A 16,740-nucleotide genomic window follows, 5' to 3' on the forward strand; every position below is an offset into this window, starting at 1 on the left:
TCACCTGCACAGACTCATACAGAACCCCTTGACACCGGAGGGTCCGTTGTCCCGCTTCGCACTCATCAAGGCAGTGCTCGGCCCGGTCATGCGCCTGATGTTCCGCCCACGGGTGGAGGGTGCGGAGCACATCCCCGGTGACGGTCCGGTCATCCTGGCCGGCAACCACCTGACGTTCATCGACTCGATGATCCTGCCGCTGGTCTGCGACCGTCAGGTCGTCTTCATCGGCAAGGACGAGTACGTGACCGGCAAGGGTCTCAAGGGCCGGCTGATGGCCTGGTTCTTCACCGGCGTCGGCATGATCCCGGTGGACCGCGACGGTGGCCGGGGCGGTGTCGCCGCGCTGATGACCGGGCGGCGGGTGCTGGAGGAAGGCCGCATGTTCGGCATCTACCCGGAGGGGACGCGGTCTCCCGACGGGCGGCTGTACCGGGGGCGGACGGGGATCGCCCGGCTGACCCTGATGACGGGTGCGCCGGTGGTGCCCTTCGCCATGATCGGAACGGACAAGTTGCAGCCGGGTGGGGCGGGGCTGCCGCGGCCGGGCAGGGTCACCGTGCGGTTCGGTGAGGCGATGGAGTTCTCCCGGTACGAGGGGATGGACCGGGACCGGTATGTGCTGCGGGCCGTGACCGACTCGGTGATGGCGGAGGTCATGCGGCTGTCCGGGCAGGAGTACGTGGACATGTACGCGAGCAAGGCGAAGGAAGCGGCGTAGGTTTTCGGGGCGCCGGGGCGCCGGGGCGCCGGGGCGCGGGGGCGCGGGGTCGGGTCGGGTGGCCTGGGACCGTTGGCGGCTGCGGGTTGTGGGGGCTTGTCGCGCAGTTCCCCGCGCCCCTTCCGGGCGTGACCTCAAGGGCGTGGATGTCAGGAACCCCGTGCCCGTGTTGCGCAGTTCCCCGCGCCCCCGAGGGCGTGACCTCAAGGGCGTGGCCCTATGCGTGGTTTGTTCCGGCGCCCTCCAGCCTCTGGCCCCTCAGCAGGAACCACGCCGCCACCGCCGCGGCCAGCAGGACCGTCGCGCCCACGCCCGCCGCCAGGGCGAGGCCGTCGACGAAGGACGTGCGGGCCGCGTCCAGCATCACGCCGGCGCTGTGGGCGGGCATGTGCGCCGCCGCCTCGACCGCGCCACCCAGTGACTCATGGGCCGCGGCCGGTGTGCCCGCAGGGCCGGTGAAGTCGCGGTAGACGCCGGTCACGATCGAGCCGAGCGCGGCGATGCCGAGCGCGGCACCGAGTTCGTACGCCGTCTCGGAGACCGCGGACGCGGAGCCCGCCTGCTCCTTGGGCACGCTGGAGAGGATCACGTCGGCGGTCACGGTGAACGAGAAGCCGGCGCCCACGCCGACCACCAGCAGCGCGGCCCCGAGCAGCGGATAGCCGGTGGACTGGTCGAGCACCGTGAGCGCGGCCAACGCGAGGCCTATGGCCGCGAGGCCGCCGGAGACGACGGTCCGTACCGACAGGCGCCGGGCCGCGCGCCCCGCGACGAGTCCGGCCACCACCGCTCCGACCGCCGCGGGCAGCTCGGCCAGCCCGGCCTCGAACGGGCGCCTGCCCTGGACGAGTTGCAGGTACTGCGACAGGAAGAACACCAGCCCGGACAGGCCGAGGATGGTCAGCAGGTCGGCCAGCACCGCCCCGCTGAAACCCCGGTTGCGGAACAGCCGCATGTCCAGCAGCGGCGTCGGGAGCCTGAGCTGACGGCGGACGAACCCGTACAGGGCGGCCGCACCCAGCAGGCCCGCGGCCAGGGTGGTTCCTGCGAAGCCGTGGGTCGCCGCCTCCTTGATCGCGTACACGACGCCGATCATGCCGACCAGCGACAGCACGACGCTGACCAGGTCCCACGGACCGGGATTCGCGGTGCGCGACTCGGGCAGCAGCTTGATTCCGACCAGGACCAGCACGGCCATCACGGGCAGATTGATGAGGAAGACCGACCCCCACCAGAAGTGCTCCAGCAGGAACCCGCCGACGATCGGGCCGACGGCCGTACCGGCGGAGGCGGTGGCGCCCCAGACGCCGACGGCGAGACTGCGCTCGCGCGGGTCGTGGAAGAGGTTGCGGATCAGCGCGAGCGTGGCCGGCATCAGGGTCGCGCCGGCGACGCCGAGCAGCGCCCGCGCGACGATCATCATCTCGGGGGTCGTGGCGTAGGCGTTGAACACGGATATCGCGCCGAACGCCGTGGCGCCGACGAGCAGGATCCGCTTGCGGCCGACGCGGTCGCCGAGGCTGCCCATGGAGACGAGCAGACCGGCGATGACGAACGAGTAGACGTCGCCGATCCACAGCAGCTGGGTGCCCGAGGGCTTGAGGTCCTCGCTGATGTAGGGGGTCGCGAGACCGAGAACGGTCGCGTCGACGGCCACCAGCAGCACGGCGAGCACGAGAACGCCGAGCGCGAGCCAGCGGCCCGGGCGCTTCACCACCTCGGTCGTCGACGCTGGCCGCAGGGTGCTGGTCATGATTCCTCTCTCCTGAGTGCGCCGCCGAGCAACAGCTCGACGATCATGTGCTGGAAGTCCTTGGGTGCGCCCTTGCCGCTGTGCACCAGCCAGGCGCCGGAGGCCAGCAGGCCGTACAGCGCCTCGGTGAGCCAGGCGGGCGTGAGGTCGATGCGGAACTCGCCGCTGAGCTGACCGCGCCGGAACAGGGCGGAGATCCGGTCGTCGATCAGGGCCCAGCCCGCGTTCTGCTCCTCGCCCTCGAACAGCTGGTTCTCGGTGTAGAGGAACGCGAGCAGTCCGGCGGCCGGCTCTACCGCTCCGACCAGCCGGCGTACGGCATCGCTCGCCGTGCCCTCGTCGAGCCGGGCCGCGTCCAGCGCGGCCGCGCACTCCGCGATGCCGAGCGCCTCCAGCGCCCGGACGAGGGCGTCCCGCCCGGCGAAGTGGCGGTGCAGCGTGGCCCGGCTGATCCCGGCGGCCTTGGCGACCTCGTCCATGGTCGCGGTGGATTTGCGGGTCAGCAGGGCCGCGGCGGCGCGCAGCACGTGCTCAGGATCGACAGCCATGAGACGACCATACTCCATATGAGACATGAATGTCTCACCTAGGGCATGGGTGACTCACGGCTGTCGGACGGGTGAAGGGTGATCAGTGCCAGGGCAGCTGCGCGCGCCGCTCCCAGTACGCCTGCGGTTCCTCGACCAGGGTGGCGAGGCGGGTCAGCTGGTCGTCGTCGAGATCGACGACCGCAGCGTGCAGGTTCGAGGCGAGCTGGTTGGTGGTCGCGGCACCGGAGAGGACGACACCGGCCCAGGGCTGGCGGAGGATCACGGCCAGGGCGACGGCGTCGCAGCCCAGCCCGGCCTGTTCGGCGATCTCCCGCACGACCTGCGGGGCGTGCGGCCCGGCCAGCCGGCCGTTGGCCATGCCCTCCTTGACGATCACGGTGAGCCCGGCGTCGTGCGCCTCGGCGAGCGCGGGGGCGACGGAGGTCTCCAGCGCGTTGTACGTCGACTGCACCGTACGGAAGAGCGGTTCGCCGTCGACCGTCACGGCGAGGGCGGCGCGGATCACCTCCGCCTGTGCGGGGCCGCTGGTGGAGAAGCCGACGGTGAGGCCCCGCTCGGCGGCTTCCGCGAGCCTGGCGTGCAGCTCCTTGTCGGTGAGGGCCGGGCTGTCCGGGGTCACCGAGTGGATCTGGTAGAGGTCGAGGCGGTCGCCGAGCAGGGTCTCGCTCTCCGCGCGCTGCCGCTCGTAGGTGGCGAGGGTGTGGTCCTTGACCTCGTGCTGCTCGGCGTCCGTGGACCAGCCGGCGGTGTAGGTGTAGCCCCACTTGCTGCCCACGACGATGTCGCCGAAGGCCGGCCTGGCCTTGAGCCATTCGGCGAGGAACTCCTCGGAACGGCCGTAGGAGCGGGCGGCGTCGAAGTAGCGGACGCCCTGGGCGTAGGCGGCGTCGAGGAGTTCATGGGTGCGGGTGCGCAGCGTTTCGACGCTGCGGTCCTCTCCGAGGTCTTCGTCCCGTCCCAGGTTGATGTAGCCCGGCCGTCCGACGGCCGCGAGACCGAGACCGATGTGGCAGGTGGGGGTTGTCGCTGTGGCCAGGCGGGCGAAGGGCATCGGGGGCTCCGTTCGGTCGGCTCCGGTTCGGCTTCGACCAACGTAACCCGCGATGACCTTCGCCTCAGGGCTCGGGACTTGCGGTGTTTTGCGCGTGCGGGCTGCCTGTGGCTTGTCGCGCCAATCCCCGCGCCCCTATTGGGCCCGCTGCCGTGCTGTCGCCCACTCGTGCTGGGCCGCGACGTCGGCCTTCACCTCCGCCAGCTGGACGGCGACCGCGCTGGGGGCCGTGCCGCCCCTGCCGTTGCGGGAGGCCAGGGCGCCGGGGACGTTGAGGACCGTGCGGACCTCGGGGGTCAGGTGGCTGGAGATCTTCGCGAACTGGTCGTCCGTCAGCTCGTCCAGCTCCTTGCCCTCGGCCTCGGCCGCCTTGACGCACTCCCCCGCGACCTCGTGGGCCACGCGGAACGGGACGCCCTGCTTGACCAGCCACTCGGCGATGTCCGTGGCGAGGGAGAAGCCGGCGGGGGCCAGTTCCTCCATGCGCTCGCGGTGGACGGTGAGCGTGGCCATCATGCCGGTGAAGGCCGGGAGCAGGACCTCCAGCTGGTCGATGGAGTCGAAGACCGGCTCCTTGTCCTCCTGGAGGTCGCGGTTGTACGCGAGCGGGAGGGCCTTGAGCGTGGCCATCAGGCCCGTCAGGTTGCCGATCAGGCGGCCGGACTTGCCGCGCGCCAGCTCCGCGATGTCCGGGTTCTTCTTCTGCGGCATGATCGACGAGCCCGTCGAGAACGCGTCGTGCAGGGTCACGAAGGAGAACTCCTTCGTGTTCCAGATGATGACCTCCTCGGCGATCCGGGAGAGGTTGACGCCGATCATCGCCGTGATGAAGGCGAACTCGGCGACGAAGTCCCGGGAGGCCGTCCCGTCGATGGAGTTGCCGGCCGAGCCGTGCTCGAAGCCGAGGTCCTTGGCCACCGCTTCCGGGTCCAGCCCGAGGGAGGAGCCGGCCAGGGCGCCCGAGCCGTAGGGCGAGACCGCCGTGCGGGCGTCCCACTGGCGCAGCCGCTCCGCGTCCCGGGAGAGGGACTGGACGTGGGCCAGGACGTGGTGGGCGAAGAGGACGGGCTGGGCGTGCTGGAGGTGGGTGCGGCCGGGCATCGCCACGTCGGGATGGGCCTCGGCGAGTCCGATCAGCGCGTCCTGGAGCTCGGCGATCAGGCCGCCGACGATCCGGGCGTGGTCCCGCAGGTACATGCGGAAGAGGGTCGCGACCTGGTCGTTGCGGGACCGGCCCGCGCGCAGCTTGCCGCCCAGGTCGGGGCCGAGGCGCTCCAGGAGGCCGCGCTCCAGGGCGGTGTGGACGTCCTCGTCGGCGATCGTGCCCACGAACGAGCCGTCGGCGACGTCCGCCTCCAGCTGGTCGAGGCCGGCGATCATGCGGGTCAGCTCATCCTCCGTGAGGAGGCCCGCCTTGTGCAGCACGCGCGCGTGGGCACGGGAACCGGCGATGTCGTACGGCGCGAGACGCCAGTCGAAGTGGACGGACGCGGACAGCTTCGCCAGGGCCTCGGCGGGACCGTCGGCGAAACGACCGCCCCAGAGCCGGACGTCACCGCTGTTGCTGCTCACCTGCGTGCTCCTCAAGGGCTGTGGATGTGCCTCACCGTCATGCATGAGTATGCAGAGTTATGCATGATTCGTCAATCCGACGGGACCGAGGAGCGGATTCCGGCCAGGTGAGAGGAATTTGAAGATCCTTTGAACGCGGGAAACCGCTTACCCGTACCTCTCGCCGAACGCAGGCGCCGCGTTACGACACCGACGACACCCCGACCCCTAGTGAGGCATCCGCATGTCCAGGGCTCTTCCGAAGTACAACAAGCGTCGCGTCACGTTCATCGGCGGCGCCGCCGCGGTGGCACTGTCCGGCACGGTGATCGCCGGCTTCGCCCTCGCCGGGGAGGGCTCCAAGAGCAACGGGACCAGCGCCCGGACACTCGCGGGCCCCGGCACGATCACCTGCCCGGACGTCAGGTCGAAGCTCCCTGCCGTCCCCGCCTCCGCCAAGGCCGAGATCGACCGCAACCTGACCCTGCTCAACACGCAGATCCAGGAAGCCAACAAGCGCCTGGTCGACACCGTCGGCCAGGGCGGCCCGAACTTCGTCCAGAACGCCATCCTCGGGCCCCTCAAGGACAAGCGCGTCGCGGCGATCAACCGCATGGCCACTGCCATCGGCCGCACCGCCGCCAAGCCGCAGGGCCTGGACTCCCTGGCCGCCTGCACTCTGAACGGCGCGGGCACCAACGCGGGCGGCGGCGCGGCCGGCAAGCCGCAGGCGGGCGGGAACACCGGGAACACGGGCAACGCCGGGAACGCTGGGAACGCCGGAAACACGGGCAACGCCGGGAACGCGGGCAACGGCGGCGGTGCCGCCGCAGGCACCATCTCCTGCCCGGACGTCAGGTCGAAGCTTCCCGCCGTCCCCGCCTCCGCCAAGGCCGAGGTCGACCGCAACCTGACCCTGCTCAACACGCAGATCCAGGAAGCCAACAAGCGCCTGGTCGACACCGTCGGCCAGGGCGGCCCGAACTTCGTCCAGAACGCCATCCTCGGCCCGCTCAAGGACAAGCGCGTCTCCACCGTCAACCGCATCGCCACCGCCATCGGCCGCACCGCCGCCAAGCCGCAGGGCCTGGACTCCCTGGCCGCCTGCACGCTCACCAAGTGAGGTGACAGGCGCTGTGGCCGCCCCGTGGGAGCGCCGGCCGGGGCGGCCACGGACGACGCCTGCGCACGGGATCCGGCAGAGGTGACCGGATCCCGCACCTCCCCGGACGCTGTTCTTTAGACAGTCGAAAGATCTGTGACCATAATCTTCGACATGGGAAAGACTCACGAGCGCATAGACGGCCGGCTCCGCACCTTCATCGAGGCGCAGCCGGTCTTCTTCACCGCCACCGCCCCCCTCGCCGCCGACGGCACGGTCAACCTCTCCCCCAAGGGGCTCACCGGCTCCTTCGCCGTGCTCGACGAGCTCACGGTGGCCTACCTCGACTTCGCCGGTTCCAACGCCGAGACCATCGCCCACCTCCGGGAGAACGGGCGGATCACCCTGATGTGGTGCGCCTTCCAGGGCCCGCCGAACATCGTCCGCGTACACGGCAGGGGTGAGCCGGTCTTCCGCGACGACCCCCGTTTCCGGGAACTGCTCGGGCACTTCCCGGACATCGACCCGACGCAGCACGGCCTGCGCGCGATCATCGTCGTCACCGCCGAACTCGTCCGCGACACCTGCGGCTACGGGGTGCCCTTCATGGCGTACGAGGAGGACCGGGACCTGCACGGCAAGCGGTTCGCCCGGGAGGACGACGCCTCGCTCAGCGCGTACTTCAGCAAGAAGGAGCACATCGCCAGCAGCCTGGACGGACTACCCGGGCTGCCGTTGCCGCTGCCTCCCTCTAACGTCTGAGGCATGCGCCCCGGTGCCGTCGCCCTCGCCGTCTCCTCCCTGATCGCGCTCGGCGCCGGGCCGCCCGCCCCGCCGCCACTGCCGGCCCGGATGACGGACACCGGCGGGGGCACCCAGCTGATCACCGCCGTGGCCCCGGGACGGGCCTCGACGACGGGCACGGTCAGCTGGTGGGACCGCGGCGCAGACGGACGCTGGGTGAAGAGGGGCTCCACGCCCGCCCGTTTCGGGGCGAACGGGCTCGTCGCGGGTGCCTCGCGCAAGCAGGGCACCAGCACCACACCCACCGGCCTCTACGGCCTGCCGTACGCCTTCGGCATCAAGGCGGCTCCGCGCGGGACGGCGTACACCTACCGCCGGGTGCACCGGGACTCCTGGTGGTGCCAGGACAACGACTCCCGCTCCTACAACCGCTGGAGCGAGCCCCGTGCGGCCGACTGCCGGGCCGCCGAGGCCGAGCAGCTGATCACCTACCGCGCCCAGTACGCGTACGCGCTCGTCATCGGCTTCAACTACGAGCGTCCCGTGCGGGGGCGCGGCGCGGGCATCTTCCTCCACGCCAACGGGCGGGGCGCGACGGCCGGTTGCGTGTCCGTGTCCGAGAACGCGATGCGGCGGATCCTGACCTGGGCCGACCCCGCCCGGCGGCCGCACATCGCCGTCGGCACGACGAGCGGGAAGACGGCCGTCGCGCGTCTGTGACAGCGCGCCGGCCGGGTGCGTGTTACCAGCGGTCACTCCTGCGCACGGCCGACTCGGGACGCGGCTGAACACTCCCGTGTTGCGGCACGTATCTGTGGGCCAAGGGTCAAGTCCCCACGGAGGAACCGTGACCACCACGCTCGCAGGCGGACGTGCCGCCCGCCGCCAGACGATGCGCCGCATCCGCCCGCGCCGCTCCCCGGCCGTCCCGCTGCTGATCGCCCTGTGGGCCGGTGCGGCGGCCGTGCTGTGGCTGTGGTGGGACAACACACCGTCCCTCGCGGACAACACGAGCAAGATCCTGGCCGCCGGCCGGATCACCGGTCTGCTCGCCGGCTACCTCATGGCGCTGGTGGTGCTCCAGATGGCCCGGGTGCCCGCGCTGGAGCGCCGGGTGGGCACCGACCGGGTCGCGCGCTGGCACGCCATGACCGGCCGCTACACGCTCTGCCTGGTCCTCGCCCACGTCTTCCTCATCATGTGGGGCTACGCCCTGCAAGCGGGCAAGGGACTCGGCGACATCGTCCAGCAGACGACGGACTCCATCAACCAGCTGCCGGACATGGGCAAGGCCGCCATCGGCACGGGCCTGCTGTTCGTCATCGGGATCCTGTCGATCGGCGGGGTGCGCCGGCTGATCGGTTACGACACCTGGTACCACGTGCACCTGCTGACGTACGCGGCGGTATACCTGACGTTCTGGCACCAGATCACCACCGGCAACGAGTTCGCCGTCGAGCCGGCCGCGAAGACCTTCTGGTACGGGCTGTACGGCGTGGTGACCGCGCTGGTCGTCTGGTACCGGATCCTCACCCCGGTCCGGCTGAACATGCGGCACCGCATGCGGGTGGCGGCGGTCATCGAGGAGACCCCGGGGATCGTGTCGGTGCTGATCAGCGGGCGCAAGCTGCACCGGATGGGCGCGGAGGCCGGTCATTTCTTCCGCTGGCGGTTCAAGGCGCCGGGCATGCGCTTCAGTTCGCACCCGTACTCGCTGTCCGCGGCGCCCCGCCCTGACATGCTGCGGATCACGGTCAAGGCGATCGGTGACCACACCTCGCGGCTGCGTGATCTCGAACCCGGCACCAAGGTGTGGGCCGAGGGCCCGTACGGCGCGATGACCGCCCAGCGTCGCAGCCGCGGCAAGGTGCTGCTGGTCGCGGGCGGTGTGGGCATCACCCCGATGCGGGCGCTGTTCGAGACATTGCCGGGCGCGTCCGGCGACATCACCCTGCTCTACCGGGCCAACACCACGCAGGACCTGGCGCTGTGGGGCGAACTCGCCAAGATCGCCGACGAGCGCGGCGCCCGGCTGATGTACGCGGTCAACAGCCCGGAGGGCGAACGCCCCGACATCTCGGCGGAGTCCCTCCAGCGCAAGATCCCGGACATCGACGACCACGACGTCTTCATGTGCGGGCCGCCCGGCTTCGCCCAGTCGGTCTACGAGGCACTGCGCGGCGCGGGAGTACCCGCTCGCCGTATCCATCACGAGTCGTTCGAGATGTGAGCGACGGGACACCAACGGTCTTTCAGGAGTTTGGGAAACGATGAGGAAGTCTCACCCCGTCCGGCGTGCCGTGCTCGCCGGCGCAGCCACCGTCTCCGGGATCGTGCTGCTGCTGTCCCTGAAGCCGGCCTCGGACCCCGGTTCGGCCCAGGCGGCGGGCCAGGCGCCGCCCGCGGCGGCCGGGCAGGCGCCGCAGGGCGGCGTGAACGGCGCGGTCACCGGTGACGCGGCGCAGACGCAGTACGGCGCGGTGCAGGTCCGCCTGACCATGGCCAACGGCAAGATCACCCAGGCCGAGGCGGTGCAGGCCCCCAAGGGCGGCCGCAGCGACCAGATCACGGCAAGCTCGGTGCCGCGTCTGAACCAGGCGGCGGTCGCGGCGCAGAGCGCGGAGATCGACGCGGTCTCGGGCGCCACCTACACCAGCGCCGGGTACAAGAAGTCCCTCCAGTCGGCCCTGGACAAGGCGAAGGCGTCGGCCGGGGCGCAGCAGGGGTCGGGCGGCGCACAGACGCTGACCGGCGATGTCGCGCAGACGCAGTACGGCCCGGTCCAGGTGCGGGTGACGGTCGCGGGCGGGAAGATCACCAAGGCCGAGGCGGTCCAGGCCCCCAAGGGCGGCCGCAGCGACCAGATCACCTCCTCCTCCGTCCCCCGCCTCAACCAGGCGGCCGTGGCGGCCGGGAACGCGGACATCGACGCGGTCTCGGGCGCGACGTACACCAGCGCCGGGTACAAGAAGTCCCTCCAGTCGGCCCTGGACAAGGCTCCGGCCGGCGGCGGCTCCTCGCAGGCCGCGGGTTCGGGCGGCGGTCAGGCGGCGGGTTCGGGGGGCGGTCAGGCGGCGACGCAGACCCTCACCGGCAGCGTGGCGCAGACGCAGTACGGCCCGGTCCAGGTGCGGGTGACCGTGGCGGGCGGGAAGATCACCAAGGCCGAGGCGGTCCAGGCCCCCAAGGGCGGCCGCAGCGACCAGATCACCTCCTCCTCCGTCCCCCGCCTCAACCAGGCGGCGGTGGCGGCCGGGAACGCGCAGATCGACGCCGTGTCCGGGGCGACGTACACCAGCGCCGGCTACAAGCAGTCCCTCCAGTCCGCGCTGGACCAGGCCGGTGGCTGACACGGTGGCCCACTCCGCAGAGGCTCCCGCCGCGGTACGTCATGCCGAGGAGACGATGGGGACCGTCTTCTCCTTCGACGTCCGCGGCGGGGAACCGGCCGCCGTGCGCGCGGCCCTGGACGAGGCCGTCGCCGGACTGCACCGCGTCGACGAGGTGTTCAGCACCTACCGCGAGGACAGCCAGATATCGCGGCTCCAGCGTGGGGAGCTGACGGTCGCGGAGTGCGACCCCGAGGTCGCCGAGGTGCTGGAGCTGGCCGCCGAGGCGGAGCGGCGGAGCGACGGCTGGTTCAGCACGTCGTACCGGGGCCGCCTCGATCCGACCGGCATCGTCAAGGGCTGGGCGGTCGAGCGGGCGGCGCGGCGGCTGGCGGACGTGCCCGGGGTGTGCGGAGTGAATCTGAACGGCGGCGGCGACGTGCAGCTGCTCGGGACACCGGGTGGGCAGCGGCCGTGGCGTGTGGGCGTGGCCGACCCGCTGCGTCCGGGGGGTCTCGCGGCGGTCGTCTCGGCGGCGGGGGCCTCGGAATTGTCCGTGGCCACGTCCGGGACGGCGGAGCGGGGAGACCACATCGTCGACCCCCGTACGGGGCGTTCCGCGGTGACCGACCTGGTCGCCGTGACGGTGGTGGGTCCGCGGCTGACGTGGGTGGACTGCTGGGCGACGGCGGCGTTCGCGATGGGCTCGCGGGAGGGGCTGGCCTGGCTGGAGTCCCTGCCGGGTGTCGAGGCGCTGCTGATCACGGCCGGGGACGAGGTGCGGTGCACCGGGGGGTTGGCGGCGAGGCTGGGGTGAGCTGCGGCCGGGGCCGGGTGGGTCCGCACCCCGCGTAGCGGGGTGCCTCCCCAAGCTCTCGGCTTCGCTCGAGCAGGGGGACCCCACCCGTGCCGCCCCCAGGTCGTGTCCGTAGCTGGGGGACGCCCTCAGCGGCGCGGGGAACTGCGCGAACGGCCACAGCGCAGCCGCGCACACAGCCACCCGCCCGCACCCCTACGGCGCGTGCCCGTTCTGCGCCAGCCTCAGCAAATGATCCGCCAGGGCCTGCCCACCCGTCGGCTCCCGGCTGATCAGCAGCAACGTGTCGTCCCCGGCGATCGTCCCCAGGATGTCGTGCAGTTCGGCCTGGTCGATGGCCGAGGCCAGGAACTGCGCCGCCCCCGGAGGGGTCCGCAGGACCACGAGGTTCGCCGAAGCCTCCGCGGAGATCAGCAGCTCCTGGGAGAGCCGCCGCATCCGCTCCTCCTTCGCCGACCCGCCCAGCGGTGCCCGGGGCGTGCGGAACCCACCCTCGCTGGGCACCGCGTAGATCAGGTCGCCGTCGGCGTTGCGGATCTTCACCGCGTTCAGCTCGTCCAGGTCCCGGCTGAGCGTCGCCTGGGTGACGCTCAGCCCGTCGTCGGCGAGCAGCTTCGCCAGCTGGCTCTGCGACCGGACCGGCTGCCGGTTGAGGATGTCCACGATCCGGCGGTGGCGGGCGGTGCGGGTCTGCGGCACGGCGGGCCCGTTCGCCCCCGGCTGCTCGTGGTCCTGCGCCTGGCTCATCGTCGTCTCATTCCCCGGATCGTCCGTCCCCGCTGACTGCCTGGAGGATGCCGGGCAGCGCCCCGAGGAACGCGTCCACCTCGTCGTCGCGAAGGTTCAGCGGCGGCATCAGCCGGACGACGTCGGGGGCGGGCACGTTCACCAGGAATCCGGCCTCCTGAGCCGCCTGGCGCACCTGGGGCGCGAGCGGCTCGGTCAGCACGATACCCAGGAGAAGTCCCGTCCCCCGGACGAAATCGATCAACTGGTGGCCGAGGCCCTCGATTCCGTCCCGCAACCTCTCGCTCTGCCGTTTGACGTTCTCCAGCAACCCCTCGTTCTCGATGGTGTCGAGGACGGCGAGCCCGGCGGCGCAGGCGACCGGGTTGCCGCCGAAGGTGGTGCCGTGCTGGCCGGGCTGGAGCAGGTCGGCCGCGCGCCCGAAGGCGACGGTGGCGCCCAGCGGCAGCCCGCCGCCGAGTTGCTTGGCGAGGGTGACGACGTCGGGCAGGACTCCCTCGTGGGCCTGGTACTCGAACCAGTGCCCGGTCCGGCCGATGCCGGTCTGCACCTCGTCGAGGACGAGGAGCGCCCCGGTCGCGGCGGTGATGGCCCGGGCCGCCTTGAGGTAGCCGGCCGGCGGGACGACCACGCCGAGCTCGCCCTGGATCGGTTCGAGGATGACGAGCGCGGTCTCCTCGGTGACCGCGGCGGCCAGGGCCTGCGCGTCACCGAACGGCACGTGCGTGACGTCGGCGGGCAGCGGCAGGAACGGCTCGCGCTTGCCGGCCTGGCCGGTCAGGGCCAGGGCGCCCATGGTCCGTCCGTGGAAGGCGCCCTCGGTGGCCACGACGTGGGTCCGGCCGGTCAGCCGGCCGATCTTGAACGCGGCCTCGTTGGCCTCGGCGCCGGAGTTGCAGAAGAAGACCTTGCCGTCCCGGCCGAACAGGCGCAGCAGCCGTTCGGCGAGGGCGACGGTCGGCTCGGCCATGAAGAAGTTGGAGATGTGGCCGAGGGAGCCGATCTGCCGGGTGACGGCCTCCACGACGGCCGGGTGGGCGTGTCCGAGGGCGTTGGTGGCGATGCCGCCGACGAAGTCGAGGTAGGCGTTGCCGTCGGCGTCCCACACCTTGGTGCCCTCGCCGCGGGCCAGGGGGAGCAGCGGGGTGCCGTAGTTGTTCATGAGCGCGCCCTGCCACCGCTCGGCGTACTCCTGATGGGCGGTCATACGGCGTCCCCCTCGTGCTCGTCGGGCACGACCATCGTGCCGATGCCCTCGTCGGTGAAGATCTCCAGCAGGATCGAGTGCTGGACCCGGCCGTCGATGACGCGGGCGGTGGTGACGCCGTTGCGCACGGCGTGCAGGCAGCCCTCCATCTTCGGCACCATGCCGGACGACAGGTCCGGCAGCAGCCGCTCCAGCTCGGTGGCGGTGAGGCGGCTGATCACCTCGTCGCTGTGCGGCCAGTCCTCGTAGAGGCCCTCGACGTCCGTGAGGACCATGAGGGTTTCGGCGTCCAGTGCAGCAGCGAGTGCCGCAGCCGCCGTATCGGCATTGACGTTGTAGACATGTCCGTCGTCCTGGGAGCGGGCGATCGAGGAGACGACCGGGATGCGGCCGTCGGCGAGCAGGGCCTCGATGGCGCCGGTGTCGATCGCGGTGATCTCGCCGACCCGCCCGATGTCGACCAGCTCGCCGTCGATCTCGGGCTGGTGCTTGGTGGCCGTGATGGTGTGCGCGTCCTCGCCGGTCAGGCCGACGGCGAGCGGCCCGTGCTGGTTGAGCAGCCCGACCAGTTCGCGCTGGACCTGCCCCGCCAGCACCATCCGTACGACGTCCATGGCGTCCTCGGTCGTCACCCTGAGGCCCGCCTTGAACTCGCTGACGATGCCGTGCTGGTCGAGGGCGGCGCTGATCTGCGGCCCGCCGCCGTGCACGACGACCGGCTTGAGGCCGGCGTGGTGCAGGAACACCACGTCCTGGGCGAAGGCGGCCTTCAGGTCCTCGTCGATCATGGCGTTGCCGCCGAACTTGATGACGACCGTCTTGCCGTTGTGCCGGACCAGCCAGGGCAGCGCCTCGATGAGGATCTGCGCCTTGGGCAGCGCGGTGTGCTTGCGTGTCGCTCCACTGCTCATGACGAGTACGCGCTGTTCTCGTGGACGTAGTCGGCGGTGAGGTCGTTGGTCCAGATGGTGGCGGTCTCGGACCCGGCGGCGAGGTCGGCGACGATGTGCACCTCGCGGTAGCGCATGTCGACCTTGTCGCGGTCCTCGCCGACGCCGCCGTTCTTGCAGACCCAGACGCCGTTGATGGCGACATTGAGCCGGTCGGGCTCGAAGGCGGCGCTCGTCGTGCCGATCGCGGAGAGCACGCGGCCCCAGTTGGGGTCCTCGCCGTGGAGGGCGCACTTGAGGAGGTTGTTGCGGGCGATGGAGCGGCCCACCTCTACGGCGTCGTCCTCGGTCGCGGCGTTGATCACCTCGACCCTGATGTCCTTGCTGGCGCCCTCGGCGTCCCGGATGAGCTGCTGGCCGAGGTCGTCGCAGACCTGCCGGACGGCCTCGGCGAACTCCTCGTACTCCGGGGTGACGCCGGCCGCGCCGGAGGCGAGCAGCAGCACGGTGTCGTTGGTGGACATGCAGCCGTCGGAGTCGACGCGGTCGAAGGTCGTACGGGTGGCCGCCCGCAGCGCCTTGTCCAGGGCCTCGTTCTCCAGGTCCGCGTCGGTGGTGAGGACGACGAGCATGGTGGCGAGGCCGGGGGCGAGCATGCCCGCGCCCTTGGCCATGCCGCCCACGGTCCAGCCGTCCTTCGTGACGACGGACGTCTTGTGGACGGTGTCGGTGGTCTTGATGGCGATGGCGGCCTTCTCGCCGCCGTGCTCGGAGAGCTGGGCGGCTGCGGTCTCGACGCCCGGGAGCAGCTTGTCCATCGGGAGCAGGAGGCCGATGAGGCCGGTGGAGCAGACGGCGACCTCGATGGCGCCGCGGCCCAGGACCCCGGCGACCTTCTCCGCCGTCGCGTGCGTGTCCTGGAAGCCCTTCGGTCCGGTACAGGCGTTGGCGCCGCCGGAGTTGAGGACGACGGCGGACACCTGGCCGCTCTTCATGACCTGCTCGGACCACTGCACCGGAGCGGCCTTCACACGGTTGGAGGTGAAGACGCCGGCGGCGGCGCGGCGGGGACCGGTGTTGACCACGAGGGCCAGGTCGGGGTTGCCGTTCTCCTTGATCCCGGCGGCGATGCCCGCCGCCGTGAATCCCTTTGCTGCCGTCACACTCACGGCGCAACTCCGATCGTCGTCAGTCCGGTGGTCTCGTCGAGACCCAGGGCGATGTTCATGCTCTGGACGGCACCGCCCGCGGTGCCCTTGGTGAGGTTGTCGATGGCGCTGATCACGATGATCCGCCCGGCGGCCGCGTCATGCGCGACCTGCACCTGAACGGCGTTCGAACCGTAGACGGACGCCGTTGCGGGCCACTGGCCCTCGGGGAGCAGGTGCACGAACGGCTCGTCGGCGAAGGCCTTCTCGTAGACGGCGCGCAGGGACTCGGCCGTGACACCGTCGGCGGCCTTGGCGCTGCACGTGGCGAGGATGCCGCGGGGCATCGGCGCGAGGGTCGGGGTGAAGGACACCGTGACCGGCTCTCCGGCGGCCGCGCTGAGGTTCTGGGTGATCTCGGGGGTGTGCCGGTGCCCGCCGCCGACGCCGTAGGGGGACATCGAGCCCATGACCTCGCTGCCGAGCAGGTGCGGCTTGGGCGCCTTGCCCGCGCCGGACGTGCCGGACGCGGCGACGATCACGGCCTCGGCCTGGGCCAGGCCCGCCGCGTACGCGGGGAAGAGGGCGAGGGAGACGGCGGTCGGGTAGCAACCGGGCACCGCGATGCGCTTGGACCCCTCCAGCGCAGCGCGGGCGCCCGGCAGTTCGGGGAGGCCGTAGGGCCAGGTTCCGGCGTGCGGGGAGCCGTAGAACCGCTCCCAGGCGGCGGCGTCGGTCAGCCGGAAGTCGGCGCCCATGTCGACGACGAGTACGTCCGGGCCGAGCTGTTCGGCGACGGCGGCGGACTGTCCGTGCGGCAGCGCGAGGAAGACGACGTCGTGACCGGCCAGGACCTCGGGGGTGGTCTCCTGGAGCACTCGTCCGGCCAGGGGCAGCAGGTGCGGCTGGAGCGCACCGAGCCTCTGTCCCGCGTTCGAGTTGCCGGTCAGGGCGCCGATCTCGACCTCGGGGTGCGCCAGGAGCAGACGCAGCAGTTCCCCGCCCGCGTACCCACTCGCTCCGGCCACTGCCGCACGTACCGCCATGGATCCTCCTCCTTAGAGGGCATGACTATACGTTTCGCTGCACGTTTATGCAATCCCATCCAGGGGCGGCGCGGCCACCGCGG

The 16,740-nt window shown here is 71.5% G+C and carries 16 protein-coding genes; 7 read left to right on the forward strand and 9 right to left on the reverse strand.

What is annotated here, in order from left to right; translation table 11 throughout:
* Positions 1-46: 46 nt before the first annotated feature.
* A complete protein-coding gene (locus AB0E85_RS09230) occupies positions 47-721 on the forward strand; it encodes a lysophospholipid acyltransferase family protein (protein ID WP_361924238.1) in 675 nt (224 codons plus the stop codon).
* Positions 722-938: 217 nt separating this feature from the next.
* On the opposite strand, the gene AB0E85_RS09235 is transcribed toward AB0E85_RS09230, so the two are convergent.
* The 4 genes from AB0E85_RS09235 to argH all read right to left on the reverse strand — a co-directional run bounded on the left by AB0E85_RS09235 (position 939) and on the right by argH (position 5,648).
* Positions 939-2,474, reverse strand: coding sequence for an MFS transporter (locus AB0E85_RS09235; RefSeq protein WP_361924240.1), 1,536 nt, complete (start codon positions 2,472-2,474; stop codon positions 939-941).
* Entirely contained in the window at positions 2,471-3,022 is a 552-nt protein-coding gene (locus AB0E85_RS09240) for a helix-turn-helix domain-containing protein (RefSeq protein ID WP_361924242.1), read from the reverse strand. Before AB0E85_RS09240 ends, AB0E85_RS09235 begins: the two co-directional genes overlap by 4 nt.
* 82 nt (positions 3,023-3,104) lie before the next feature.
* Positions 3,105-4,076, reverse strand: a complete 972-nt coding sequence (locus tag AB0E85_RS09245; RefSeq protein WP_361924244.1) for an aldo/keto reductase — start codon at positions 4,074-4,076, stop codon at positions 3,105-3,107.
* Between the two features lie 135 nt (positions 4,077-4,211).
* On the reverse strand, positions 4,212-5,648 hold the full coding sequence (argH, locus tag AB0E85_RS09250) for an argininosuccinate lyase (protein ID WP_361924246.1): 1,437 nt from the start codon (positions 5,646-5,648) through the stop codon (positions 4,212-4,214).
* 223 nt (positions 5,649-5,871) lie between these two features.
* Here argH and AB0E85_RS09255 point away from each other — a divergent pair, with 223 nt between their 5' ends.
* The 6 genes from AB0E85_RS09255 (at position 5,872) to AB0E85_RS09280 (ending at position 11,619) form a co-directional block, all read left to right on the forward strand.
* A complete protein-coding gene (locus tag AB0E85_RS09255; protein ID WP_361924247.1) occupies positions 5,872-6,750 on the forward strand; it encodes a hypothetical protein in 879 nt (292 codons plus the stop codon).
* 153 nt (positions 6,751-6,903) lie between these two features.
* A complete protein-coding gene (locus AB0E85_RS09260) occupies positions 6,904-7,491 on the forward strand; it encodes a pyridoxamine 5'-phosphate oxidase family protein (protein ID WP_361924249.1) in 588 nt (195 codons plus the stop codon).
* A 3-nt stretch (positions 7,492-7,494) separates the two neighbouring features.
* The gene (locus AB0E85_RS09265) at positions 7,495-8,193 is read left to right on the forward strand and encodes a L,D-transpeptidase family protein (protein ID WP_361924251.1); all 699 of its coding nucleotides are present in this window, start codon (positions 7,495-7,497) and stop codon (positions 8,191-8,193) included.
* A 127-nt stretch (positions 8,194-8,320) separates the two neighbouring features.
* Positions 8,321-9,703, forward strand: a complete 1,383-nt coding sequence (locus AB0E85_RS09270; protein ID WP_361924253.1) for a ferredoxin reductase family protein — start codon at positions 8,321-8,323, stop codon at positions 9,701-9,703.
* Between the two features lie 40 nt (positions 9,704-9,743).
* On the forward strand, positions 9,744-10,823 hold the full coding sequence (locus tag AB0E85_RS09275; protein WP_361924255.1) for an FMN-binding protein: 1,080 nt from the start codon (positions 9,744-9,746) through the stop codon (positions 10,821-10,823).
* The gene (locus AB0E85_RS09280; protein ID WP_361924257.1) at positions 10,816-11,619 is read left to right on the forward strand and encodes an FAD:protein FMN transferase; all 804 of its coding nucleotides are present in this window, start codon (positions 10,816-10,818) and stop codon (positions 11,617-11,619) included. Before AB0E85_RS09275 ends, AB0E85_RS09280 begins: the two co-directional genes overlap by 8 nt.
* Before the next feature lie 195 nt (positions 11,620-11,814).
* On the opposite strand, the gene AB0E85_RS09285 is transcribed toward AB0E85_RS09280, so the two are convergent.
* From AB0E85_RS09285 to argC, 5 genes are read right to left on the reverse strand one after another with little or no spacing between them, the layout of a single operon-like run.
* Positions 11,815-12,366, reverse strand: a complete 552-nt coding sequence (locus AB0E85_RS09285) for an arginine repressor (protein WP_361924259.1) — start codon at positions 12,364-12,366, stop codon at positions 11,815-11,817.
* A 7-nt stretch (positions 12,367-12,373) separates the two neighbouring features.
* Complete coding sequence (locus AB0E85_RS09290; RefSeq protein ID WP_361924261.1) at positions 12,374-13,573, reverse strand: acetylornithine transaminase; 1,200 nt, start codon at positions 13,571-13,573, stop codon at positions 12,374-12,376.
* Entirely contained in the window at positions 13,570-14,484 is a 915-nt protein-coding gene (gene argB, locus AB0E85_RS09295) for an acetylglutamate kinase (RefSeq protein ID WP_359637527.1), read from the reverse strand. The genes AB0E85_RS09290 and argB overlap by 4 nt, the downstream gene beginning before the upstream one ends.
* Positions 14,481-15,632 (reverse strand): bifunctional glutamate N-acetyltransferase/amino-acid acetyltransferase ArgJ, encoded by a 1,152-nt coding sequence (gene argJ, locus AB0E85_RS09300; protein ID WP_361924264.1) that lies wholly within the window; start codon positions 15,630-15,632, stop codon positions 14,481-14,483. Before argJ ends, argB begins: the two co-directional genes overlap by 4 nt.
* Entirely contained in the window at positions 15,629-16,657 is a 1,029-nt protein-coding gene (argC, locus tag AB0E85_RS09305) for an N-acetyl-gamma-glutamyl-phosphate reductase (protein ID WP_361924266.1), read from the reverse strand. Before argC ends, argJ begins: the two co-directional genes overlap by 4 nt.
* Positions 16,658-16,740 lie beyond the last annotated feature (83 nt).

It is taken from the genome of Streptomyces sp. NPDC029044 (assembly GCF_040637495.1).
Classification (GTDB): Bacteria; Actinomycetota; Actinomycetes; order Streptomycetales; family Streptomycetaceae; genus Streptomyces.